The organism is Paenibacillus sp. FSL R10-2748, from assembly GCF_038005565.1.
Taxonomy (GTDB): Bacteria; Bacillota; Bacilli; order Paenibacillales; family Paenibacillaceae; genus Paenibacillus; species Paenibacillus polymyxa_B.
In genome coordinates this window covers 150972-173153 of sequence record NZ_JBBOTK010000002.1, presented here as the reverse complement: position 1 = coordinate 173153, position 22182 = coordinate 150972, and the positions used below count along the sequence as shown (strand labels likewise).

At 42.9% G+C, this 22182-nt stretch carries 25 protein-coding genes; 19 read left to right on the top strand and 6 right to left on the bottom strand.

Translation table 11 applies throughout. From position 1 onward, the window contains the following. Window positions 1–15 precede the first annotated feature (15 nt). The 4 genes from NSS66_RS07150 to NSS66_RS07130 all read left to right on the top strand — a co-directional run bounded on the left by NSS66_RS07150 (window position 16) and on the right by NSS66_RS07130 (window position 2525). The gene (locus NSS66_RS07150) at window positions 16–363 is read left to right on the top strand and encodes a hypothetical protein (RefSeq protein ID WP_279834054.1); all 348 of its coding nucleotides are present in this window, start codon (window positions 16–18) and stop codon (window positions 361–363) included. Between the two features lie 7 nt (window positions 364–370). Further along, window positions 371–757 (top strand): hypothetical protein, encoded by a 387-nt coding sequence (locus tag NSS66_RS07145; RefSeq protein WP_340958637.1) that lies wholly within the window; start codon window positions 371–373, stop codon window positions 755–757. A 505-nt stretch (window positions 758–1262) separates the two neighbouring features. Beyond that, on the top strand, window positions 1263–1532 hold the full coding sequence (locus NSS66_RS07140) for a CPCC family cysteine-rich protein (protein ID WP_023989009.1): 270 nt from the start codon (window positions 1263–1265) through the stop codon (window positions 1530–1532). An 885-nt stretch (window positions 1533–2417) separates the two neighbouring features. After that, the gene (locus NSS66_RS07130) at window positions 2418–2525 is read left to right on the top strand and encodes a hypothetical protein (protein WP_023989007.1); all 108 of its coding nucleotides are present in this window, start codon (window positions 2418–2420) and stop codon (window positions 2523–2525) included. Between the two features lie 532 nt (window positions 2526–3057). Here the strand turns inward: NSS66_RS07130 and NSS66_RS07125 are convergent. The 5 genes from NSS66_RS07125 to lexA form a co-directional block, all read right to left on the bottom strand. Next, window positions 3058–3549 carry a PLAT/LH2 domain-containing protein gene (locus tag NSS66_RS07125; RefSeq protein ID WP_013310548.1) on the bottom strand — a complete coding sequence of 164 codons (492 nt, stop codon included), beginning with the start codon at window positions 3547–3549 and terminating at the stop codon, window positions 3058–3060. 698 nt (window positions 3550–4247) lie between these two features. Further along, entirely contained in the window at window positions 4248–4388 is a 141-nt protein-coding gene (locus NSS66_RS07120) for a hypothetical protein (protein WP_167348633.1), read from the bottom strand. A gap of 40 nt (window positions 4389–4428) precedes the next feature. Continuing rightward, window positions 4429–4593: a hypothetical protein gene (locus NSS66_RS07115; protein ID WP_013310546.1), complete on the bottom strand. Its 165-nt coding sequence runs from the start codon at window positions 4591–4593 to the stop codon at window positions 4429–4431. Window positions 4594–4830: 237 nt separating this feature from the next. Continuing rightward, window positions 4831–5133 (bottom strand): hypothetical protein, encoded by a 303-nt coding sequence (locus NSS66_RS07110; protein ID WP_028541732.1) that lies wholly within the window; start codon window positions 5131–5133, stop codon window positions 4831–4833. Between the two features lie 282 nt (window positions 5134–5415). Continuing rightward, on the bottom strand, window positions 5416–6042 hold the full coding sequence (gene lexA, locus NSS66_RS07105) for a transcriptional repressor LexA (RefSeq protein ID WP_013310545.1): 627 nt from the start codon (window positions 6040–6042) through the stop codon (window positions 5416–5418). 188 nt (window positions 6043–6230) lie between these two features. Between lexA and NSS66_RS07100 the strand changes: the two genes are divergently transcribed. From NSS66_RS07100 to NSS66_RS07085, 4 genes are all read left to right on the top strand, one after another. Further along, window positions 6231–6599 carry a LysM peptidoglycan-binding domain-containing protein gene (locus tag NSS66_RS07100; protein ID WP_071559624.1) on the top strand — a complete coding sequence of 123 codons (369 nt, stop codon included), beginning with the start codon at window positions 6231–6233 and terminating at the stop codon, window positions 6597–6599. Between the two features lie 108 nt (window positions 6600–6707). Next, a complete protein-coding gene (locus tag NSS66_RS07095) occupies window positions 6708–6914 on the top strand; it encodes a DUF896 domain-containing protein (protein ID WP_013310543.1) in 207 nt (68 codons plus the stop codon). 120 nt (window positions 6915–7034) lie between these two features. After that, window positions 7035–7544: a hypothetical protein gene (locus NSS66_RS07090; protein WP_023989003.1), complete on the top strand. Its 510-nt coding sequence runs from the start codon at window positions 7035–7037 to the stop codon at window positions 7542–7544. Between the two features lie 154 nt (window positions 7545–7698). Continuing rightward, window positions 7699–8493, top strand: coding sequence for an HAD family hydrolase (locus NSS66_RS07085; protein WP_023989002.1), 795 nt, complete (start codon window positions 7699–7701; stop codon window positions 8491–8493). A gap of 99 nt (window positions 8494–8592) precedes the next feature. Here the strand turns inward: NSS66_RS07085 and NSS66_RS07080 are convergent, their stop codons facing one another. Continuing rightward, a complete protein-coding gene (locus NSS66_RS07080; protein ID WP_023989001.1) occupies window positions 8593–9135 on the bottom strand; it encodes a 1,2-dihydroxy-3-keto-5-methylthiopentene dioxygenase in 543 nt (180 codons plus the stop codon). A 283-nt stretch (window positions 9136–9418) separates the two neighbouring features. Between NSS66_RS07080 and metH the strand changes: the two genes are divergently transcribed. The 11 genes from metH to NSS66_RS07025 all read left to right on the top strand — a co-directional run bounded on the left by metH (window position 9419) and on the right by NSS66_RS07025 (window position 22182). After that, entirely contained in the window at window positions 9419–12859 is a 3441-nt protein-coding gene (metH, locus tag NSS66_RS07075) for a methionine synthase (protein WP_028541730.1), read from the top strand. Window positions 12860–12938: 79 nt separating this feature from the next. After that, entirely contained in the window at window positions 12939–13868 is a 930-nt protein-coding gene (rnz, locus tag NSS66_RS07070) for a ribonuclease Z (protein ID WP_028541729.1), read from the top strand. Window positions 13869–14332: 464 nt separating this feature from the next. Beyond that, entirely contained in the window at window positions 14333–15181 is an 849-nt protein-coding gene (locus NSS66_RS07065; RefSeq protein ID WP_081326439.1) for a TIGR01457 family HAD-type hydrolase, read from the top strand. Between the two features lie 70 nt (window positions 15182–15251). Then, window positions 15252–16070 carry an Fpg/Nei family DNA glycosylase gene (locus NSS66_RS07060; RefSeq protein WP_028541727.1) on the top strand — a complete coding sequence of 273 codons (819 nt, stop codon included), beginning with the start codon at window positions 15252–15254 and terminating at the stop codon, window positions 16068–16070. Next, on the top strand, window positions 16060–16908 hold the full coding sequence (locus NSS66_RS07055) for a deoxyribonuclease IV (protein ID WP_181016555.1): 849 nt from the start codon (window positions 16060–16062) through the stop codon (window positions 16906–16908). The genes NSS66_RS07060 and NSS66_RS07055 overlap by 11 nt, the downstream gene beginning before the upstream one ends. 72 nt (window positions 16909–16980) lie before the next feature. Next, window positions 16981–17319, top strand: a complete 339-nt coding sequence (locus NSS66_RS07050; protein WP_025724126.1) for a cyclic-phosphate processing receiver domain-containing protein — start codon at window positions 16981–16983, stop codon at window positions 17317–17319. Continuing rightward, window positions 17316–17630: a thioredoxin family protein gene (locus NSS66_RS07045; RefSeq protein WP_023988994.1), complete on the top strand. Its 315-nt coding sequence runs from the start codon at window positions 17316–17318 to the stop codon at window positions 17628–17630. Before NSS66_RS07050 ends, NSS66_RS07045 begins: the two co-directional genes overlap by 4 nt. Continuing rightward, window positions 17627–18400, top strand: coding sequence for an ABC transporter ATP-binding protein (locus NSS66_RS07040; protein ID WP_023988993.1), 774 nt, complete (start codon window positions 17627–17629; stop codon window positions 18398–18400). Before NSS66_RS07045 ends, NSS66_RS07040 begins: the two co-directional genes overlap by 4 nt. Window positions 18401–18422: 22 nt before the next feature. Beyond that, the gene (locus NSS66_RS07035; RefSeq protein ID WP_053326575.1) at window positions 18423–19481 is read left to right on the top strand and encodes an SAM-dependent methyltransferase; all 1059 of its coding nucleotides are present in this window, start codon (window positions 18423–18425) and stop codon (window positions 19479–19481) included. A gap of 181 nt (window positions 19482–19662) precedes the next feature. Continuing rightward, window positions 19663–21156, top strand: a complete 1494-nt coding sequence (locus NSS66_RS07030) for a serine/threonine-protein kinase (RefSeq protein ID WP_081047519.1) — start codon at window positions 19663–19665, stop codon at window positions 21154–21156. Between the two features lie 39 nt (window positions 21157–21195). Beyond that, window positions 21196–22182: an SAF domain-containing protein gene (locus NSS66_RS07025; protein ID WP_053325608.1), complete on the top strand. Its 987-nt coding sequence runs from the start codon at window positions 21196–21198 to the stop codon at window positions 22180–22182.

Here is a 22182-nt window from a genome sequence, read left to right as displayed (position 1 = left end):
TCTAAAGAACATAATATGTATCTAATTGATAAAGCAGTACAAAAAGCTAACGACAAAAAAGTTAAAAGTTTTTCAAGTTATGAGTCTATTGCAATTGAAAGCGACAGAGATTTGTATAACGCTTTTCACAAAATGAAGTACAAAATAGATGGAACATATGTAAACGGACAATGGAAAATTACTACAATATATTATGATGTATATAATTTTGAATATAATTTTAAACAAATGTTTACTGGGTACAACAAGCTCGGTTGGGCTGCGGCCAACCTAACAAATTTAATGGAATCATGGGGAACACTCAATGAGTATACATCTTATGTTACAGTAACTGATAAAAAAAAACTTGGAAGTGAGGTGTGAAGTGCAGATGAAGCGCAGATACATCTACATCTTGATCTCTCTACTAGTTATAGCTACTACTATAATTTTTATGGCAAATTCTGGAGACGACACGATCAGGAAGTACCCATATGGCAAAGATACGTTAGAGTTTTTTGGAGATGGGACTTTTCAGATTTACAGAGGAGGAGGAGCGGGTGAGCCTCCAATACTATACACTCATCAAATTGAAGCTCCAAATTCAGTGATTGATAACGTTCTGTCTTATAAAATAGAAAAAAATATCGTATATGTGGTTGGTGAGAATGGCTTCATTAAATTGGATTCAAGTACCAACACGTACGAGCAAAAGAAACGGATTTCCGACTTTACTTCCAAAGATAGAGAAATATTCAATAAATTAATAGAAAAATAGAAGTTATCATAGCAAATGTGTTAGAAAGGGAGCTTTAATTTGTTCACTAAGGTTAAGTTAATATGCGCTTTAGTTGAGTAATTGTTATGTAAGTATTCTAAATTTATAAAAAATGGTTAACCACCAGTGGTGATTTTATGATTATTAAAATTGAAGGTTACTTTTTTCAAAATTTGATTACTGGTCACCAATGCACACAAGAAGAACTATATCAAAAGTATATACAAGCAAAAATGATAACTCTTAATATTAGAGATTTACCTGATATATTTTGTCGACTTCATAATTTTAATCGATTGCGTTTTGAAGATGACACAGAGGTTGGTTATGTGATTGATACAGATACAGACAGGATATACAGACCGATATATTGATGTTTAAAGTTTAAAGCGATTTATCCGAAAGATATCTTCCTATCTCCTTTAATTACAAGTAATGAAGGACTCACTTAACTGGCTAACGGAACAAAAAAATAGATACATAGATAAGGAGAGGTCTTATAGCGGTGGGAAAATATACTTGTCCTTGCTGTGGTTACAAAACCTTAAACGATGAACCGCCTGGAACCTATGATATTTGTGAAATTTGTTTTTGGGAAGATGATGGTATTCAGTTTGCAGATCCTGATTATGATGGCGGGGCAAACATAGTATCTTTAAGACAGGGCCAGCAAAATTATAAAGTATTTGGCGCTTGCGAAGAAAAATGCATAGAGTTTGTGAGAAAAGCCTCAGATAAAGATATACGCGATACGAACTGGGAACCCTATAACTAACTGGAACGTTAGTTCTACTTTCCATCTAATGTTAAGAGGAATTTTCTTGAAGTTTTTGAAGGAGCAAATATAGATATGTGGGGTGGCACTGGAACGCGCCGAAGGGTTTAATCGATTAGCCAGGCAAAGAGTGGTACAAGGGCTTCTTCGGGGATTCCACCACAAAAACGGCCTTTTTTATCGTTGGGGATAAGATCAAAGTAACAAGCCAAGGTACTTGGAACTGGACAGAACGTTTAATATCGTAAGGCGAGTAGCTTGACCTTACATAAATTCTTTTGAAATATCACCAAACCGTTGCATAATCCGAAAGAATGGGTGATACCCTACTGGCATGCGCTGACGGGATGTTTATTGTTTTGGAATATAGTAGAATTCATTAATTGAGTCTTGAGGAGTGAAAAATATATACTCGAAGCCATAACTCAATGCAATTAAATTGAATTAAGGCAGATATAAAGAAGGACTCTATCAGCTAAATGCTGTAGGAGTCCTTCTTGTTGTTCTTTAGTTGTGGCAATAGTAAAAGTTCTTCATCAGTGGCACCTTGCTGGATACGCTGGTAAAGTGTTTTTATTTTCCTAGAAGTCCATCCCATAAACAAGACCTCGCATAGCCTGTGGAGTAAACAAAGGAGGCGTTACGTGTGAGAGGAATAGAAAGAGGTTACGAAGAGACGGCCGGGAAGATTTGGACATCGATAGCTGCTGTCTTGGCACTCTTCATTTTGTTGGTAATCATCTTGAAATTAATTCTTTTATAAAGATTATTAGGCTCTACCGGTTTATCTGGGTGTGAGCCTTTGTTTTGTTTACCTGCATGCCCTATCACTGAACGTATTTATACATATATTAAGGTGAACGACAAATAAAGGAGGTTTAAGACATGGGTGCATATGAAGGTGCAGGTGGCGGCGGTGTATGGACTTCTACAGCGGCAATTTTAGTGCTCTTTATTCTCTTAGTTATCATCACTAAATCACTTTGGGTTTAATTCGTGAAAAGAACTGTTGGATAATACCACTTCACTCATGGATGGCAAATAGTTGAACTCAATGAGCGCATAAGCTATTTGGCAATAGCTACAGTATTCGCTTCTCTTTTGGCGAATACTTGGTGGATTTCCTGCCATAATAGATTTGCGCTTATTGTATTTTGTAAGATGGGGAAAGTTTCATTGAATGGGTATAATCCTTCCTAATACCTAAATTTAATCTCAGATAGGGCCTTATTAGTTTGCAACAATAACTGGTATGAGTCTTTTATTTGCGATAATACGCACGATACTTTGCACATCTTTCAGTATAGTATTAAGAAGATTCAATATACTTTTCCAGCGGTCATTTCTTAGCTTTTGTTTATATGGCAAATTTACATAACATTTTTCTCATTAGTGAGTTTATTATTAAAATTGATTCTTGAGATAGGGTTACAATTACGGCGATACAATTTTAGTAGGATTATTCATCCAAAACAAAAAGACTCTATCCAAATATCGACAGAGTCTTTTGTATGAATATTTGTTTTTAGGATGGAAAAAGTGTTTCGGAATCTGCGGAGCCGCCGTCACCAAGCCAACGGTCAGGACCTGCAAATGAGAAAGTTTTCCCGTTTCCAGATATTTTGACATTAGCGATTTTCCAACCTGGTTTATACCCAGATCCATCAGTTCTAATAGTAATTTTTCTGATGTCACCTAGGTTACTAGTGCTGATTCTTGTTGTATCGGAATCTCCTTGTTCAAAGCTACCATTGAGTGTAGCGGTAGCATAATCTCCATTAGAACCATACAGAGTTATAGAGATGTTCGAGTCTGTTCCAGCATCTTTGAGATTGGCCGTATTTACAGTAACGACATATTCAACATTAGCAAAAGGCGTAACAGACTCTATACTTCTATTTGAGTCTTGTAATGAACTATAAGTGTCACTTGTGACCTGATCTGCAAAAGAAGGTGCAGCAAAAGCTACAGATGAGATAAGCATTGCTACTGATGCTAGTAAAGATACTTTTTTCATTAAATTGTTACCACCTTTCTAGTATTTGTATTTAATGTTATACATGTGTAATGTATTTGTACATAGTTCATTGGTTGTGAAGAGAAATTTTTTTCTTGTCTTTGTTTGTTGTATTTTATCTTTATGTGTCGGATATTAGCTTTCTAATAATCATGTAAGGAGATGATTATTTAGAGAAGGATTTTTAGCGCTTATCCAGAATGAATTGTCGAGGTGACCAACATGAATCATACATATGAAGAGTTGATCGAATATCGAATTGTTTTCAGCTGCATTAAGTCAGATAAGAGCATCTGTAGTCCATCCGTTGAGTAGGATATGATGGAGCTTGTGGAATACGGTGGTGGGCAAGTGGGGCCTTATAAAGTTTTAAAATAAAAAATTGAGCAAACAATGCAGCAACGTACAAACCATGGACGGATATACAGCCGGAATACTTAAGTGAAAAAAGCTGAAGCAAGTTTGAGGGCTATAGGTGTGGTCAGTTGTACACAAAGTATTTGAGTCAAGAATGCTGCTGCTTTTGACTGGGTACCATTTCGCTTCTGTTTTAACCAGTGGAAGCATAGTTGAATATGTATGGTATTTAAAAGGAAGGCAACTGAATTTAGCAGTTCTATGGGATTTAGGAGTTGGGTGTATCGTTTAACACAAAAAAAGCAGGAAGAATCCTTCCCGCTTTTGCTTGAAAACAATTATTAACGTCTGCGTTGTCTATCATTTACGCTAAACAGATTAACAGCCAGTGCGTTACCTCTTGCACGCGCAATGGCTCTTTGAGTGGAACGGATGTTTAATCTTCTTCTTCTTAAATCACGTTTGCAATGTCTTCTGCTCATAATATCACCTCCCTTCAAGAAATGAAGGTACGGTTAAATCTTAGTGGCGTTTATGCTTACGCTTGGAAATTTTGATATTCAAGGCATTGGTTGCTAGTGCATTTCCGCTTCCTGTTTTAGCAGCTGCGGCTTGAAAGACTTTAACGACCAGATATCTGTTTTTCCCGATGCGATGCTTATACGTTTTAACTCTATTTCTGATCATCTGCATATCTCCTTTGCTTAGTTCTGCTATATACATATGTCAATTGTGATAGTAATGTATCAGCATAAATCTATTAAAAGCAAAAAGAAGCTAGTACCTATATTCCTAATGGATAATAAAAAAAACTCATGCGAACCTGTCTTCGCCTTTTCAACTTTACGTTGCAGGAGAATGTTACAGGCAGGTCGGCATGAGTCTAATAGTGTAGATAAAGATAATAGGCAGTTAGTATGAAAATTATTTACTATTAAGAGTGTTAAGTTTTTTCTCGTAGTACGCCTCTTGAGCAAGAATATGATTCAGTTGTTCAGAGAGCTGTTTATATTCTTGGCTGTCTTCTGGATAATTATTTCTTTCGAAAATTACAGCTTCGAGTTGCTTTTCTAAATACCTGAAATGGATAAGTATTTGTATATACTTAATACGGTCATAGGTTGTTATGTGGGAGTTCTCTTTTGCATACAAATGATCCATTGTTGGAACTACACAGCTTATGGCGATAAATATCACAACAAACGCTGAAATTATAATTTTTTTCATTTAATTCCTCCTACAGAGCTATAAGTAATTAATATACCATATTTATCTAAAACAAAGAAAGATCTATTAGTTTTGCCCATGACAGTATAGCTGCTCAAGGTCAGTGGGGGATTATTTGAGATGAGGAGGCTGATTTTTAGTAGAAAAAATAGGGATAGGTTGCTGAAATGAAAAAATAGTTGTGAGATACATAATAAACATAATAGCAATACAAAACCGGCTTGCACTAGGCAGCCGGTTTTGTATTAGTGGATAGAATAACGGGGAAGAAAGAACGAGAAATCAGTGGAAGTCCCGGAAGAGTCCTACAACCTTGCCCAAAATGCTGACGTGTGTCAGGCGAAGCGGTTCAAAGGCTGGATTTTCAGGTTGAAGCCGAATATGATCCTTTTCTTTGTAGAAGGTTTTAACTGTAGCTTCGTCTTCATCTGTCATAGCTACAACAATATCACCATTATCAGCGGTCTGCTGCTGACGTACGATTACATAGTCTCCGTTAGCAATACCAGCTTCAATCATGCTTTCGCCTACAACAGATAACATGAATATTTTATCCTCACCAACAAAGTGTTGGGGAAGAGGAAAGTAATCTTCAATATTTTCTGTCGCCGTAATAGGAAGGCCAGCAGTTACTTTGCCGACGACGGGGACACGACTAATGGAGTAATTAATCAAGTTGCTATTATCCGATTCGTCTTGACCGAGTAACTCAATAGCCCGTGGTTTTGTAGGATCGCGGCGAATGAGTCCTTTTTTCTCTAAACGATCCAAATGACCATGAACCGTAGAACTGGAGGCTAATCCGACAGCCTCGCCTATTTCGCGTACAGAAGGGGGGTATCCCTTTAGACGCACTTCATTGCGGATAAATTCAAGAATGGCCTGCTGGCGGCTCGAAATCTTAGACATACCGTATCAACCCCATTTAGTAACGTTTGGGAAAATTATAGCATAGAACCTCCGTTCGTACAAACATAAGTTCTAAATAATCCCTGAAAATAATTGCGAACTTTTGTTCTCTTTTCTATTGAACAAAACAAATGTTCGTGTTATATTGTGAAAACATAAGAACAAACGTTTGGAGGACACGGCCAATGATGAAATATAGCACTTATCAAAGTATTTTTCCGATGAATTTAGAAAATTTACAGGAGACTCGAAAAGAGGGTAGGGCACGTTTTATGCAGATTATTACCAATACTCTTTTACTTAAGCTTCTTATTATAGTGATTGTTGCTTGGATTGCAGGGGCAGGTGTACTTACAGTTTTCGCGGCACCTTCAGCTTCCAAGGAAGAAGTGACTAAACTGACCGTACAACCTGGGGATACGTTGTGGGAGATTGCCGCAAATCATAAACCGGAACGAATGGATACACGGGTATATATAGAAGGAATTGTGCGGATTAACGGTTTGGAGGATCGGGGAGTGCAAGTAGGTCAGGTACTCAAGCTTCCTAACTTCTGATCTATAGACTATTAGAGCTTGTCAGGGAGCGTAATACGGGAGCCTTGACAAGCTCTTTTCTACATGTCAAAGTGTATTATATCTTTGCTTTTATGGAGGGGACACAATTTGGATATAGACAGCTTGGTACAGCGCATTAATGAATTAGCGCGCAAAGCAAAATCCGAGGGTTTGACGGAAGAGGAAGCCACAGAGCGCGCCAATCTTCGGGAAATTTATTTAGGTAACATTCGCCGTAATTTTCGGCAGCAGCTTGAGACGATTGAATTTGTGGACGATGATACATCGAAAGGAAATGACGGGCTGAAGCATTAATGTTGTTAAAGTGCCCAAGCCTGCAATTTGCCTTTTGTTTTAGGTACCTTTTATGGTATCTATATAGATCAGCTTTGAGGCAATTGTTTTAATGTAATATATCTGGGAAGGAATTGAGAGATGGCCCGATCATTTGAAAGAAAAGTACGCAAAAACACAGCGCATTTAAATAAATCGCGCAAAAAGCAAGGCATTCAAACCATTAGCGGCGCAGGTTCTACAATGGATATTTTCCGTGGCCGTAACATTACTGTGCCAATTATGCTGGCTGGTCTTTCTGTATTGTACATGCTTATGAGTTACTTTTTGACTAAGACCGGTATGCGAGGGATGGATTGGCTTGTATTCGGCCTGTACTTGATGCTGGCTGTTATCTTTTTCATCCGTCGTCCTTATTTGAAAGTGGGAAAGGATACTCTCTATATGCTGAAAGGTGGTAGAGAACGTCCAATGACGGCAGGGGACATGAAAGCCATCAAGATTGAAAAGGGTTACGTAACCGTTGAAAGAAAAGGTAAGGGTGGTAATTTTATTTTCACAAAATCATTAGGTCGCTATGACACGGATGCCATTGCAGAGCGACTTGAGAAGTTTGCGCTATCCAATCAGATACAGGTAGACAAGAAATAACTGATTTGCCTGTAGCTCTGTAACAAAGGCCGTATGATGTTATTTCATATAACATGCTGCGGCCGCTTGCTTAATATGGGCACACATAACGATTCAAATGCTTAATCAAGCAAATAGGCGTACATATACTGTGGAAAGAGAGTGGATAATTCAGATGACGATTCAGGCGGTAATGTTTGATCTTGATGATACCCTTTTGTGGGATGAACGTAGTGTAGAAGAGGCATTTGATGCAGCGTGTCAAACAGGCTCCCGTGAAGCAGGCGTTGATCCAAAAACTCTGGAGGAAGCCGTACGTAAGGAAGCACGCGCTTTGTATGAATCCTATGAAACCTTTAGTTTTACTCAAATGATCGGCATTAATCCGTTTGAAGGATTGTGGGCGAATTTTACAGCAGGTGAGCAACCTGAATTCCGCCAATTGGAACAGTTGGCCCCTGTTTATCGAAAGGAATCATGGCGCAGAGGACTCCAGCAACTAGGGATAGATAATGAGAAGTTGGCGGAAAAGCTGGCTACCCAATTTGCTTCGGAAAGACGCGCGCGTCCACATGTATATGAAGAAACGTTCGAGATTCTAGAACAATTGAAGGGACATTACAAGCTGTTATTGCTGACAAATGGCTCCCCTGATCTACAACAGGAGAAACTGGATGGAGTTCCTCAATTAGCTCCTTTCTTTGATCATGTTGTAATTTCAGGTTCATTTGGTCGAGGCAAGCCTGATCCGTCTATATTCCAGCATGCTTTGGGGCTTCTTGGTATTGAGCCTGAACATGCTTTAATGGTAGGAGATAAACTGACGACTGATATTCAAGGAGCGTTGGCAGCAGGTGTACACTCGGTCTGGGTGAACCGAAACACTAAAACCAATACCACAGAGATCAAGCCGAAGTTCCAAATCAAGCATCTGTCTGAATTGGACGGAATTATTCAATCGTTAAAGTAAGAAATCAATAGTCTTTAGAAACGAGTATTAAGAAAACTCCCTTCGCTATTGTTACAGAGCAGAGGGAGTTTTTTTATTCACACAAGGATAAATTCGTAATTATGCTTTAATGAAGGTTGGATCTTCATACGGTTCGGCAATCCAGCCATTTTCTTCGATGAACAAGCGGATTGCGACGATCTTTTGATTCTCCATTAAAGTGAAGAAGTGAGGTATATTTTCAGGTACGGAGATAACGTCCCCCGGTGAAAGCTCTACGTTAAAATAGCCGATCTCTTCTGGGCCTTTAATGATGAAGATGCCTTTACCAGCGACAATGGCACGGATTTCATCCTCGGTGTGGGTGTGAATTTGCTCAAACTTGGCCAGCAGCTCGTTCAAATTCGGCGTTGCTTCAGATAAAGTGATAACGTCCCATATTTTATATCCGCGACGTGCGGCTAAATCCTTGATTTCGGGTTCAAATGTTTTGAGAACAGCGGCCTTTTGATCATCTGTTAAGGTAAAGTTTTCTTGCAGCTCCCCAGACAATTTGGAAGCATCCCAATGTTCATACAATATCTCGTGACTCTCCAGAAATTCACGTACTTGTTCTTCACCGCTAATTCGTTCATTCGTATTACGTATTAAGATTTCGGCCATATATATATATTCCCTCTTTTCCACTTGGATTAATGTTGTATAAAGAATACCATGTCTTGAAACGTTGTACAATACAGGATTTCAACATTTTATAATGCAAATGACCATAGCTAAAGGATGCAGGGTTAAGTACGCTCTATAATGCTACAAACTATAAAAATGGATAAGAGAAGTCATTTTTACAAAGAACAACCTGTATAAAACGTATGTTTTTACTTCAATCTATCTAAATGATACGGTTTCTGCTAAACTAGGATTTAACGTTTTGCGGGGGTGAAGAAATTTGGATAAAGTTAGCTTGCAGGATGCATTACAACGAAGAATACTCCTTCTTGATGGGGCCATGGGCACCATGATTCAACAGGAAGACCTTTCCCCCGATGATTTTGGTGGGGAAGAGCTGGAGGGCTGTAATGAAATGCTGGTCTTAACGAGACCGGATGTCATTCAAGGGATTCATGAAGCATACTTGAAGGCCGGAGCAGATCTAATTGAAACGAATACATTTGGAGCAACATCCGTCGTTTTGGCGGATTACGATATACCAGAACGTGCCCGTGAAATTAATCTGGTGGCGGCCAAACTGGCGCGTAACGCGGTGGATAAATACAGCACTGCGGACAAGCCTCGTTTTGTAGTAGGAGCTATGGGCCCAACCACGAAAACCTTGTCTGTCACAGGTGGGGTTACATTTGCTGAACTGATTGAAAGCTATCAAGAGCAGGCCTTGGCGCTTATTGAAGGCGGGGTCGATGTACTGCTATTGGAGACCTCACAGGATACGCTTAACGTCAAAGCTGGAAGCATCGGAATTCGGCAAGCTTTTGAGCAGACAGGTATCGAGCTTCCGCTAATGATTTCAGGCACGATTGAGCCTATGGGAACGACATTGGCCGGACAAAATATCGAATCCTTTTGCATATCACTGGAACACTTGCACCCAATTTCGATTGGATTGAATTGTGCTACAGGTCCAGAGTTTATGCGTGATCATATTCGCTCTCTGTCTGAAATGTCCTCTGCAGCTATTAGCTGTTATCCAAATGCGGGCTTGCCCGATGAAAATGGCCAATACCATGAATCGCCTGATTCATTAGCACGTAAAATGGCTGCTTTCGCTGAAAAAGGCTGGTTGAATATTGCTGGGGGTTGTTGTGGTACCACGCCTGAGCATATTCGAGTTATGAGTGAAAGTATGGCGCAGTTTGAACCGCGTCCGCTGGTAGGTCATCATCCTCCTGCCGTATCGGGCATTGAGCCTGTATATATTGAACAGGACAATCGTCCGTATATGGTTGGTGAGCGAACGAATGTTCTGGGCTCCCGCAAATTCAAGCGTTTGATCGTGGAAGGCAAATATGAAGAGGCATCTGAAATTGCCCGTGCTCAGGTAAAAAGCGGAGCGCATGTCATTGATATTTGTGTGCAGGACCCGGATCGCGATGAAATGACGGATATGGAAGCATTTTTGAAACTGGTTGTAAACAAGGTAAAGGTACCTTTAGTGATTGATACCACGGATATTAAAGTCATTGATACAGCACTTCAATATTCGCAAGGCAAGGCAATAATTAACTCCATTAATTTGGAGGATGGTGAAGAGAAATTTGAGAAAATGGCTCCTCTTATTCATAAGTACGGCGCCGCTGTTGTTGTTGGAACAATTGATGAACGCGGACAGGCTATTTCACGTGAGGATAAGCTTGAGGTAGCTAAACGTTCTTATGATCTGTTGGTGAACCGTTACGGTTTGGCAGCGGAGGATCTAATTTTTGATACGCTCGTATTCCCAGTAGGAACAGGTGATGAGCAATATATCGGTTCAGCTAAGGAAACCATTGAGGGCATTCGCATTATTAAAGAAGCGCTTCCCGGGGTGCATACCATCCTGGGCATCAGTAACGTATCTTTTGGTTTGCCGGAAGCGGGTCGTGAAGTGCTCAATTCCGTCTATTTATATGAATGCACCAAAGCAGGTCTGGACTATGCGATTGTAAACACTGAGAAGCTTGAACGTTATGCATCCATTCCAGAGCATGAGCGGAAACTTGCGGAAGACTTGATCTATAAAACAAATGACGATACTTTATCCGCTTTTGTAGCAGCTTTCCGTAACAAGAAAGTGGAGAAAAAAGAAAAGATATCAAACCTTTCGCTCGAAGAACGACTGGCTTCCTATGTAGTCGAGGGAAGTAAGGAGGGACTCATTCCGGATCTGGAGCAAGCGCTCGTGAAATATTCTTCGCTGGAGATTATTAACGGCCCGCTGATGAAGGGGATGGAGGAAGTAGGACGACTGTTTAACAATAACGAACTGATTGTTGCGGAGGTGCTGCAAAGCGCTGAAGTGATGAAGGCGTCCGTAGCCTATTTAGAGCCGTTCATGGAGAAGAATGAATCCTCAGTAAAAGGTAAGATTTTGTTGGCTACAGTCAAAGGTGATGTGCATGACATTGGTAAGAATCTGGTGGAGATTATTCTATCCAACAATGGTTACCATATCGTGAATCTGGGTATAAAAGTACCACCAGAACGCATTATTGAGGCTTACCGTGAAGAAAAGGCCGATATGATTGGCTTATCCGGACTGCTTGTTAAATCGGCACAACAAATGGTGCTGACCGCACAGGATTTGAAAAATGCGAATATTGATATTCCAATAATGGTTGGTGGAGCTGCTTTAACACGTAAGTTCACTAAAAATCGTATCCGTCCTGAGTATGATGGTTTGGTTGCCTATGCAAAGGATGCTATGGATGGGCTGGATATAGCCAACAAGCTTATGAATCCTGAGTCCCGCAAAAAAATGGCTGAGGACATGGAGGCTGAGCGGGAGGCTGAAGCGGCAATAGTCGTGGAAGCCAAGCCGCTCCCTAAGCTCACTCGAGCTGTGCGCTCTAACATTGCTCAGGATCTGCCCGTCTATATTCCACCAGATACGGATCGTCATGTACTGCGTAATTATCCACTGAATTATATTTTGCCTTACGTGAATATGCAGATGCTAATGGGGCATCATCTTGGTTTAAAAGGCAATGTTGAGCAGCTGCTGGCTTCGGAAGATCCGAAAGCGATTCAGTTGAAGGAAACCGTGGACAGCATCATGTTTGAAGCTGTGACGGACGGAATCATCCAGGCACATGCTATGTATCGTTTCTTTCCAGCGCAGTCTCAAGGAAATCAAATTCTGATCTATGATCCGTCGGATGTGAGCAAGGTACTGCACACATTTACATTCCCGCGCCAGCAGGTAGAGCCTTATCTATGTCTGGCTGATTTCTTGAAATCAGTGGAATCCGGGGTTATGGACTATGTAGGTTTCATGGTCGTTACAGCTGGTCATGGGATTCAGCAGATATCTACCCGGTGGAAAGATAAAGGGGATTATCTGCGCTCGCATGCACTTCAAGCGGTAGCACTCGAAGTAGCAGAAGGGTTAGCGGAACGGCTTCACCATATTATCAGGGATAGCTGGGGGTTCCCAGACCCTGCCGATATGACAATGAAACAGCGACACGGTGCCAGATATCAAGGCATACGGGTATCCTTTGGCTATCCGGCATGTCCAGATCTGGAGGATCAGGGGCCGTTGTTCCAATTGTTAAAACCTGAGGATATTGGCGTTGAGCTGACGGAAGGGTTTATGATGGAACCGGAGGCTTCTGTATCAGCCATGGTGTTCAGCCACCCTCAGGCGCAGTATTTTAACGTCGAAAAGGTTTAACACCTTTATCAGATAGGATAGCAAATACCCTCCGAGCTTCGGAGGTTTTTTGCTGGTCAGCAGGAAGAAGGTTAATGTTATGGAATTTTATTTTCTCGGTACAAATGCAGGGGTGCCTACGATTCAGCGAAATGTAACGTCCATCGCTCTTCGTTTGCTGGAAGAACGAAGAAGCATGTGGCTGTTCGACTGTGGCGAAGGCACTCAACAAGAGGTATTGCGTTCGCCGCTCAAACTAAGCAGACTTGAAAAAATATTTATCACCCATTTGCATGGGGATCATCTTTTCGGTCTGCCGGGACTGCTGTCGAGCAGGGCGTATCAGGGGGGAACGACACCACTGACGGTATATGGACCGCCTGGAATCCAGCAATATATCGAGCTATCTTTAGGGATCAGCCAATCGCGTATCAATTACCAACTACATATTGTGGAGCATACGGGCGGGGTTCTGTTTGATGACGGTCAATTCCGGGTGGAGTCAGCTTTACTGGATCATCGGATCGACAGCTATGGCTACCGAGTTGTAGAGATGGATAAGCCCGGTAAGCTTAACCAAGAGCTGTTGGAGCGATATGGTATTAAGCCCGGCCCGGTGTACGGTAAGTTAAAGCGTGGGGAAAGCGTGGAGGTAGAAGGTGGAGTTATTTTGCATCCTCAGGATGTACTGGGTTCGCCGAAAAAAGGGCGTATCATCACGATTTTAGGGGATACGAGACCTTGTCCGAATACGGTAGTGCTGGCTCAAGATGCAACTGTCGTCGTTCATGAAGCCACTTTTCTGCATGAACTGTCAGATACAGCATACGAGTATCATCATAGTACGGCGCTTCAAGCAGCGGAAGCTGCAAAAGCCGCAGGTGCGGGTCAGCTAATCATGACGCATTTTAGTTCTAGGTATAAAGATCAGGAGCAGCTTCAGCCATTGCTGGAGGAAGCGCGAAGCATATTTCCCAATTCATTGCTTGCGGAGCAGCATGTGTTGTTATCGGTACCTGATATCGGTTAATAAACGATTGGAGAAGATATGTGCATGGGTGCCGGGGCAAGCCCCGGTGCCTTTGTTTTTCACCCAAATTATTTTCCGGGAAAGCGCAGGATGCGACAAGAGATGAGAACCCGTACACGGTGGTAGGGGATGAATTTGTTCTACCACATATAGAGGCGTGTCATATTCGAGTTTCTATATATCGAATTTAAAGGATTCTATTTCTTGAGTATGACCAGGAAATACAGGAGATTTCCTTTGAGGAAATAGCTCCTTCGATGGATTTCGACGAAGAAGTGAACTTATGTCATGTGAAAGCGACGGCTTTTAGCGAGGAATGGCGCCATTTTGGAGGGTTTACCAGCAATTCATGGACTTCATAAGCATTTTTGACTTAAGATAGATGAGATGAATGGAGACGGCCGATTATTTAATGACCTGAATAATTAAGGTGGTTAAATAAGAAGGAGAACATCGTTCATGGGATGAATTATAATTTTCAATGCTATGATGTGAATGGATTTGAAGTGGGGGAGGGGATTGCGATAAAATCGTTACTAATTGATCTGGATGGAACACTTTATCATGGAAATCGGATGATCAAGGGTGCGGATCTGTTCATATCCCGATTGCGTACAGACCAGATACCTTATGCTTATGTTACAAACAATGCTTCACGTACACCCGAATTGGTGGCTGAGCATTTGGTTGGTATGGGAATTGAAGCGGCCAGCCATGAAGTATATACTTCGGCGTTAGCAGCTGCACAATATGTTGCACAGCAAAGTCCTGGAGCTCGTGTCTATTGTATTGGTGAAACAGGATTACGCGATGCACTCACAGGAGCCGGTTTGCAGCTTGTTGAGAACCATCCTGATTATGTGGTGCAGGGGATAGATCGTCAATTTACATATGATGCGCTGGCCGCTGCCATGCGTTGGATTCGGGAAGGAGCAACTTTTATTTTGACAAACCCGGATCTCCAATTGCCTTCACATGATGGGCTAACGCCAGGTGCAGGTACGATTGGAGCTGCAATTGAAGCTGCTTCACAGGTAAAGCCTATTGTCATCGGTAAGCCTTCAAGCGTATTGATGAACTATGCGCTGAACCGCTTAAACATTAGGGCGGATGAAGCTCTGGTTGTGGGCGATAATATGCTTACAGATATTGCGGCAGGTGCAGCAGCAGGTTGTAAAACAGCTCTGATCCTGTCGGGCGTGACGACCCGCGCTAATATGGATGAACATGTGCGTACCGTTGGAGTGAAACCTGACCTGATGTTTGAAAATCTCGCTGAACTGCAGGACTGGATGAAAGAAGAGCTGAAATAATAGAAAGTATATGTCTTACAAAACTTGCGAGAATTAAAAGCTATGTAGCTACGAAAGGAAAGATGTTGATATGCCGGAACTTCCTGAAATGGAAAACTACAGAATCTTATTATCAAAACAAATTTTGGACATTCCGATTACTGGAGTGACGGTTAGCCGTGAAAAGTCCATTAATACTGAAGTGGAAACGTTTGAGAAGCAATTGCTGGGAACGACCGTTGTATATTTAGAGCGTCGAGGCAAGCATTTGATTTTTCATTTAAACACGGGCGGGCGGCTCGTACTTCATCTGATGTTGGGAGGACTGTTATATCTGGGAACGGAGGAGCAGCGTCCAGATCGTACAGTTCAGATCGAATTAGATTTTAGTGGATTAAAGCTTTATTTTATCGGACTGCGCTTAGGTTATCTGCACTTGCTAACGGCTAAAGAAACAGAAGAAGCTTTGTCAGACCTGGGACCTGATCCGTTAGACCGCCGCATGACTTTGGAAAAGTTTACAGCACGTCTGAAGGGACGCCGGGGGATTTTGAAAACAACGCTGGTGAATCAGCAGATTTTTTCGGGTATTGGCAATTGTTATTCGGACGAAATTGCTTATATCGCCGGATTTACACCGGGTTCCAAAGTACAAAACATTGTGCAGTCGCCAGAAAAAGTGGAAAAGCTATATCATGCCACTCAATCCGTACTACGTGAAGCTACTGCGGAAGGCGGGTACATGGAAATGCCTCTAATGGAGGGGGACACGCTAACAGGTGGATTTGATCATCAGTGTCGAGTATATGACCGCGAAGGAGAAGAATCTCCAAGTGGCGGAAAAATTGTAAGGGTTGAACTGGCGGGTAAAAAAGCATTTTATTGCCCGGTACAGCAGCATGATGCCTAAATTGCTCATCGGCTCCCATGTGAGTACGCGTGGTGGCTTTTCCAAAGCCGCTATGCGTGCGCGAGAGCAGGGGGGACGTTCATTTCAATATTTCCCGAAAAATCCTCGTAGTCTTAGACTGAAGGAATGGAGTGCTACTGATGCTGCTGCTTGCAACGCTTACTGTTTAGAGCACCAGCTTCAATCCATTGCTCATTCACCATATCCTGTTAATCCGGCTCATGGGTCCGAGCGTGGTCAGGAACTTTATGAGCTGACGATTGCTTCATTACGCAATGATCTGGATATTGCTGAAGCCTGTGGGTCAAAAGGGATCGTCGTTCATTTTGGGCATCTGCATTCGTCAGACCCACTAGAGGGCTATCGTAACATTATTAACTGTTTTAATGATGTGCTGGAAGGCTGGCAAGGAAAAGCTAAAATATTGATTGAAAATCAGGCGGGGGATCACGGGCCCATGGGAACCACGCTTGAGGAAATGGTGCAAATCCGTCAGTTGTGCCAGAATCCTGACAGTATCGGCTTTTGCTTTGACACTTGTCATGCGTATGCAGCGGGATTATGGAACGGTGGAATGGACGAGGCTTTGATCGAAAAAGGGAATCGTCTCGGCTATTGGTCAGCTCTGTGCGGAGTTCATTTGAACGATTCTAAATACCCGTATGGCTCTAAAAAAGACAGACACGCCCGCGTGGGCCAAGGCTACATTGGTACTGAGGGCATGCGTTGGATGACAGATCAGGAGGCTGTAAGAGGTATTCCTATCGTTTTGGAGAGTGAGACGGGATCTGATGGGACACATCAGGAGGATATTCAAATGATTTTAAGCTGGGAGTAAATCGGTCTGATTGGTAATAACTATCTTTGAGGCTTGTGAGCTTGCATTTATGGGAAAAAGGAGGAGAAGTTGATGTATTTGTTTATGGACGATTATCGGCCTTGTCCTCCGGGCTTTAAGCTGGCAAGAGATGCGGATGAGTGTCTGCTGCTACTTCATGAATACCCTATTTCAATACTATCGCTAGATTATGATTTGGGTCCAGGTCAGCCTACGGGAAAGGATGTGGCTGCTGCTATCGCAGGGAAACGGTTATATCCACGTGAAATTTACTTGCATTCCTCCAGTCCAGAGGGGCGGCGAGCCATGTACGAGCTACTCTATGCGAATAAGCCAGAGGGAGTCACCGTGCATAACGGGCCCATACCAGAGGAACGTATGCGAGAGATCAGAAAAGGGTCTGAACGATGAAAGAGATCGGACAAAAAGAGGTGCGCCGTGCCATATGGGAGGGATGCAAGCTGGCTTTGTTTGTGTACACTCCCATGTGTGGAACATGCGCGGCTGCCCGTAAAATGCTGGAGGTAGCAGAGTATTTGCTCCCTGAAGAAGCAGTGGTGCAGAGCAACATTAACTATATTCCTGAACTGGTACAGGAGTACCGGATATCCAGTGTTCCAGCGCTTCTTATATATAATGGTGAAAACAAAAATCCTGAAATCATCTACAAAATGGAATCTGTAGAACACTTGCTGAGCAAAATAAGGAGCGTGATGGAATGATATCCATGAAGAGCATTACGTTGCAGCGGGAAGAAAGACGGATTTTGGACGATGTAAGCCTGGACATACGAGAAGGTGAACATTGGGCTATTCTGGGTCGCAATGGTTCTGGTAAAACAACATTGCTGGAAATGATGACAGGGTATATGTTTCCAAGTCGTGGTACGGTTGAAGTCCTTGGGCAAATGTATGGTCAATGTGATGTGCGGGAAGTTCGCAAACAAATCGGATATATCAGCCAGACTTTGTTGGAAAAGCTGGCGCTAAAAGATCCCGTTTGGGAAGTGGTCGCTACAGGTGCGTATGCTTTTTTGCGCTTTTATCAGGAAATTCCGACAGAGGCAAAAGAAAAGGCCATATCTTTGCTGGAGGGTATGAATTTAGGCGACTTGATTCATCACCCGCTGGGGACGTTATCTCAAGGCGAACGTAAAAAGGTGATGCTGGCCCGCTCACTGATGGCAGAACCTCGTCTGCTAATTATGGACGAGCCTTGTGCCGGGTTGGATCTATTTGAGCGGGAAAAAATGCTGGTCGAGATTGATCGGCTCCGCAAGCGGGAGTTATCAGTGGTCTATGTGACTCATCACATTGAGGAGATTGTCCCCCTCTTTACGCATGTTGCATTGATTCGTGATGGTAAGGTCGCAGCAGCTGGCCCGAAAAAGGAAGTTTTAACGAAAGAATTGATTATGCACACATATGAAGTTCCGGTTGAGCTGGATTGGGATGGAGAACGCCCCTGGATTCGGGTGTGCACTGGAGGGTAATGTTATTTTGGAGGAACTATATATCAGTACAGATGAACAAAGTGAATCTACTTTGTCATCATCAAGATTTGTTTGTACAGCCAATCACGGTTTTGCACCCTATGCTCAAGAGGAGCTTAGAAGAATATTTGGCTCTGTTAAAAGCACGATGCTTTTACCTGGTGAAATTTTTCTGGCTACACTACCTGCGGAAGAAATTGAGGCAGTGAGGACAATTACAGGTCAGCCGCCGATGTTTTTACGTCACTTATTTCCTGTTCATTTTCAGGAAGAAGGAACGGACCTGGTTCAGGTACAGGAGCGTCTGGTTGCATTCATCCGTAACCGCAAGGAACTGATGGATCAACGTGTTTCTTTACAAGTGCGCAAAGGATCTAATAGCAGTTGGATTGAAAGCGCAGGTGCGCTCAAGCAGGCTTTGAGTGAACAATTAAGTGATCTACCTATGGAGCAGACAGTACAAGGCGCCGATCTTATTGTGTCCGTTTTTGCAGATACAGATACGTGGTATGCAGGTGTATCGCGTCCTGAGGACAATCTATCGGATTGGAGCGGAGGAGCGGTTCGTTTTCGAAAAGAAGATGGACAAATTTCTCGTGCCAAATTCAAGCTATTGGAAGCAGAAGCAACGTTCGGCATAGATTTTGCCGCTTTCCATCAGGGACTGGATATTGGGGCAGCACCGGGTGGATGGACTTCCTTCTTACTGGAACGGGGACTGAAAGTTACAGCGGTTGATCCGGCAAAGATGGAGCCATCACTGATGAAGTACGCCAATCTGACTTTTTTGCGTAAAAATGCAAGTGAAGTCAAATTTAAAGAGAATTCGTTCGATCTGCTGGTTTGTGATATGAGCTGGAGTCCTAAGCAAATGGCAAGGCTCGTTACTGATTTACTATATAGTTTGCGAAGTGGTGGTACTGCTATCGTTACGGTCAAGCTAATGCATAAAAAGCCTTTGGCGCTCATTCATGATGTAATTGCTTCATTTGAAGAGTCCGGCATGCAGATTCAACGAGCTAAGCAGCTATTCCATAACCGAGATGAGATCACCCTGTACATGATCAAGTATGGAAAATAATACTTTACAATGGATACAGGTATGCTATATAATAAATCCAAATTGTTCCTTAAAAAATAATAATCACGTTTAAATCAAGGGAAAGCATCCCGCGAAAACGGTTTTCATGACGACATGGAAATTTGATTTTGCGGCAGCTTTCCCTTTTTTGCGTTGTCTGCTTGAGAAAGGTGGTAGGAGAATAATGAAGCAACCATCACAGTTGGAATTCGGATCAATTATCGGTGAGCGTTACCGTATTGTTCGCACATTGGGTTCGGGAGGAATGAGCCGCGTGTTCATGGCAGAGGATTTAAAACTGCCAGGCAAGCAATGGGCGGTGAAGGAGTCGGTTGCCGGGCCACAAGTGATGAAGCTTGTACGCACGGAGGCAGAGATGCTGATTTCGCTAAGCCATCCACGTTTACCGAGAATTGTTGATTTTTTTGAGCATCCTCCATCTGGTGCGGTATATCTGGTCATGGATTACATCGAAGGAATTACGCTGGAAGCATACATGAAGGACTACCAAGGCTATATTCCACAGGAGCAAATCGTCCCATTCGCTTTGCAGGTACTGGATGTGTTGGACTATTTGCATACCCGTCAACCGCCAGTCATTTACCGGGATCTGAAACCAACGAATATTATGCTGACACCGGAAATGGAATTTATACTGATTGATTTTGGAATAGCGAGGAGCTATAAGGCTGAGGTGGATCAAGATACGGTAAAGCTGGGCACAGTGGGCTTCGCTGCTCCGGAGCAATATGGAGCTGGTCAGACGGATGCTCGTTCAGACTTATACAGTTTGGGAGCGCTGCTATTGTATCTTTGTACAGGAGGCAAATATAGCGAGTGGACTGCGGGAGTAGAAGGGTATATTCGCGGAGAATTGCCCCGCCATTTGATCCCAGTGATTCGAAAACTGCTGCGTCAGCATCCTGAGGAACGATTTCAATCTGCCGGGGAGGTCATTGGAGAACTGCGGCACAGTGCTGATTTTCAGCCTGCTCAACAAGGAATATCCGTTAATGATGCCTCATTGGATTATGCAGGTACAAGGGTAGTGGCTGTACTGGGTGTATCTGCCGGCTCCGGTGCTACGCATACAGCAATTGCGGTGAGCCACTATCTGGCTCGAAGGTCCCGCTCCGTAGCTTTGGTTGAGCTGCACAGCACAGCCAAAGCATTTGCCCGACTTCAAGAAGTCGTAGAAGGCACATCTGTTGGACAATCGAGTTCAAGTCGGCGTTTTGAAGTCGATGGAGTACATTACTGGCGACAAACATCTCGTGCGGATGTCATTTCTTTGTTGGGTGGTTCCTATAGATTTATCGTACTGGACCTGGGGAGTGGGCAGGACAATGAACGACTGGAAGAATTCTTGAGAGCCGATTATCCGCTCGTCGTTGGCTCAGGGGCCGAATGGAGAGTTCAGGATATAGCAGGGTTAGCCCGATCTCTTCAGCGCCATCCACAGCACAAATGGAATTACTGCTTGCCATTGGCAACCTCGGAGGCGGCCCGCAGGCTTCGTAAGGAGCTGGATCACGATAAAGTATTTGCTCTACCGTTCCACTCAGACCCCTTCGAACCGGATGATGAGATGGATCAGGTGTTGGACGAACTGTTTCGCGGAGTCATTCCAGATACCCGGAGAAGACGCTTCGTATTCCTTAAGCGACGGCGCTAGATAGAAGGTATATATCAAAAGAGGCAGGGGAGAAGTTGTGTGTCTAAGCTAAGAAAAAGCAGTAAACAAAAACTATACGCCGGTTGCATTGGCGCTGGGATTGTTGGCATTATCTTTGCCGGCTACCTTATGGTTAATATCCATCAAATGAATGAGGTCAGGAAACAGGCTGAGGTAGAGGCAGAACTGAAATGGAAAGTGTATGAACAGGAGCAACGAACCGCGAAAAAAGGCTGGGTGGTTGTCCGTGACATTTCTCCAGGTGAACAGATTGCATCTAATGATTTGAAGGGAATTAAAGTTCCCGGTTCTCAGGCCCCATCAAATTTGCTGGCAGATAAAAGTGAAGTTTCCGGAACCACAGCCAAGATTGAGCTTAAAAAAGGATCTGTGCTTACATCGGCTATGATTACTGCTGATGAACCCACACCTAAAGATTTACGCAACCGTGAGCTAAAGGTGGTGGTACTGCCCAACAGCCTGAAGTCGGGGGACGAAGTGGATATCCGCATTCAATTTCCAACAGGTCAGGATTACATTCTATTATCCAAAAAGAAGATTTCCCGACTGGAAGGTCCAATTGTCTGGGTCACTTTGAATGAGCAGGAAATTTTATCGCTTTCGAGCGCGATTGTTGATGCCTATCTGCATAAAGCATCCATTTATGCTCTGACATATGTCGATCCCCAATTTCAGCCCAAAGCAATCCCGACCTATCCGCCTAATGCGCATGTGTTAGCGTTAATGAATAGTGATCCGAATTTGATACACATTGCTGAACAAAAGCTGTCCAAGCAGCTGCGGGATTCCCTTGAAAATGCAATTAATTCATCAAACAGTGTGATTTCAACACCTGTGGAAAGGAGTCTGAGTGAGGAAATTGCAGCTCAGCATGCGGGTGCTACTATAGAAAACCCAGCAAGCGGAATTGATGATACAAGAAATGAATATGAGAACGAGCAGGATCATCAAGAACAAACAAAGATTCTGACGCAGGACGGAAGCTCTGATCCGTATGCCAAATAA

Bases quoted from the DNA above. Each gene is read 5' to 3' on its own strand.
- NSS66_RS07150 (WP_279834054.1), top strand. From the start codon at position 16: ATGTATCTAATTGATAAAGCAGTACAAAAAGCTAACGACAAAAAAGTT.
- NSS66_RS07145 (WP_340958637.1), top strand. From the start codon at position 371: ATGAAGCGCAGATACATCTACATCTTGATCTCTCTACTAGTTATAGCT.
- NSS66_RS07130 (WP_023989007.1), top strand. From the start codon at position 2,418: ATGGGTGCATATGAAGGTGCAGGTGGCGGCGGTGTATGGACTTCTACA.
- NSS66_RS07125 (WP_013310548.1), bottom strand. From the start codon at position 3,549: ATGAAAAAAGTATCTTTACTAGCATCAGTAGCAATGCTTATCTCATCT.
- NSS66_RS07120 (WP_167348633.1), bottom strand. From the start codon at position 4,388: ATGAGCAGAAGACATTGCAAACGTGATTTAAGAAGAAGAAGATTAAAC.
- NSS66_RS07115 (WP_013310546.1), bottom strand. From the start codon at position 4,593: ATGATCAGAAATAGAGTTAAAACGTATAAGCATCGCATCGGGAAAAAC.
- NSS66_RS07110 (WP_028541732.1), bottom strand. From the start codon at position 5,133: ATGAAAAAAATTATAATTTCAGCGTTTGTTGTGATATTTATCGCCATA.
- lexA (WP_013310545.1), bottom strand. From the start codon at position 6,042: ATGTCTAAGATTTCGAGCCGCCAGCAGGCCATTCTTGAATTTATCCGC.
- NSS66_RS07100 (WP_071559624.1), top strand. From the start codon at position 6,231: ATGAAATATAGCACTTATCAAAGTATTTTTCCGATGAATTTAGAAAAT.
- NSS66_RS07090 (WP_023989003.1), top strand. From the start codon at position 7,035: ATGGCCCGATCATTTGAAAGAAAAGTACGCAAAAACACAGCGCATTTA.
- NSS66_RS07085 (WP_023989002.1), top strand. From the start codon at position 7,699: ATGACGATTCAGGCGGTAATGTTTGATCTTGATGATACCCTTTTGTGG.
- NSS66_RS07080 (WP_023989001.1), bottom strand. From the start codon at position 9,135: ATGGCCGAAATCTTAATACGTAATACGAATGAACGAATTAGCGGTGAA.
- rnz (WP_028541729.1), top strand. From the start codon at position 12,939: ATGGAATTTTATTTTCTCGGTACAAATGCAGGGGTGCCTACGATTCAG.
- NSS66_RS07065 (WP_081326439.1), top strand. From the start codon at position 14,333: ATGAATTATAATTTTCAATGCTATGATGTGAATGGATTTGAAGTGGGG.
- NSS66_RS07060 (WP_028541727.1), top strand. From the start codon at position 15,252: ATGCCGGAACTTCCTGAAATGGAAAACTACAGAATCTTATTATCAAAA.
- NSS66_RS07055 (WP_181016555.1), top strand. From the start codon at position 16,060: ATGATGCCTAAATTGCTCATCGGCTCCCATGTGAGTACGCGTGGTGGC.
- NSS66_RS07050 (WP_025724126.1), top strand. From the start codon at position 16,981: ATGTATTTGTTTATGGACGATTATCGGCCTTGTCCTCCGGGCTTTAAG.
- NSS66_RS07045 (WP_023988994.1), top strand. From the start codon at position 17,316: ATGAAAGAGATCGGACAAAAAGAGGTGCGCCGTGCCATATGGGAGGGA.
- NSS66_RS07040 (WP_023988993.1), top strand. From the start codon at position 17,627: ATGATATCCATGAAGAGCATTACGTTGCAGCGGGAAGAAAGACGGATT.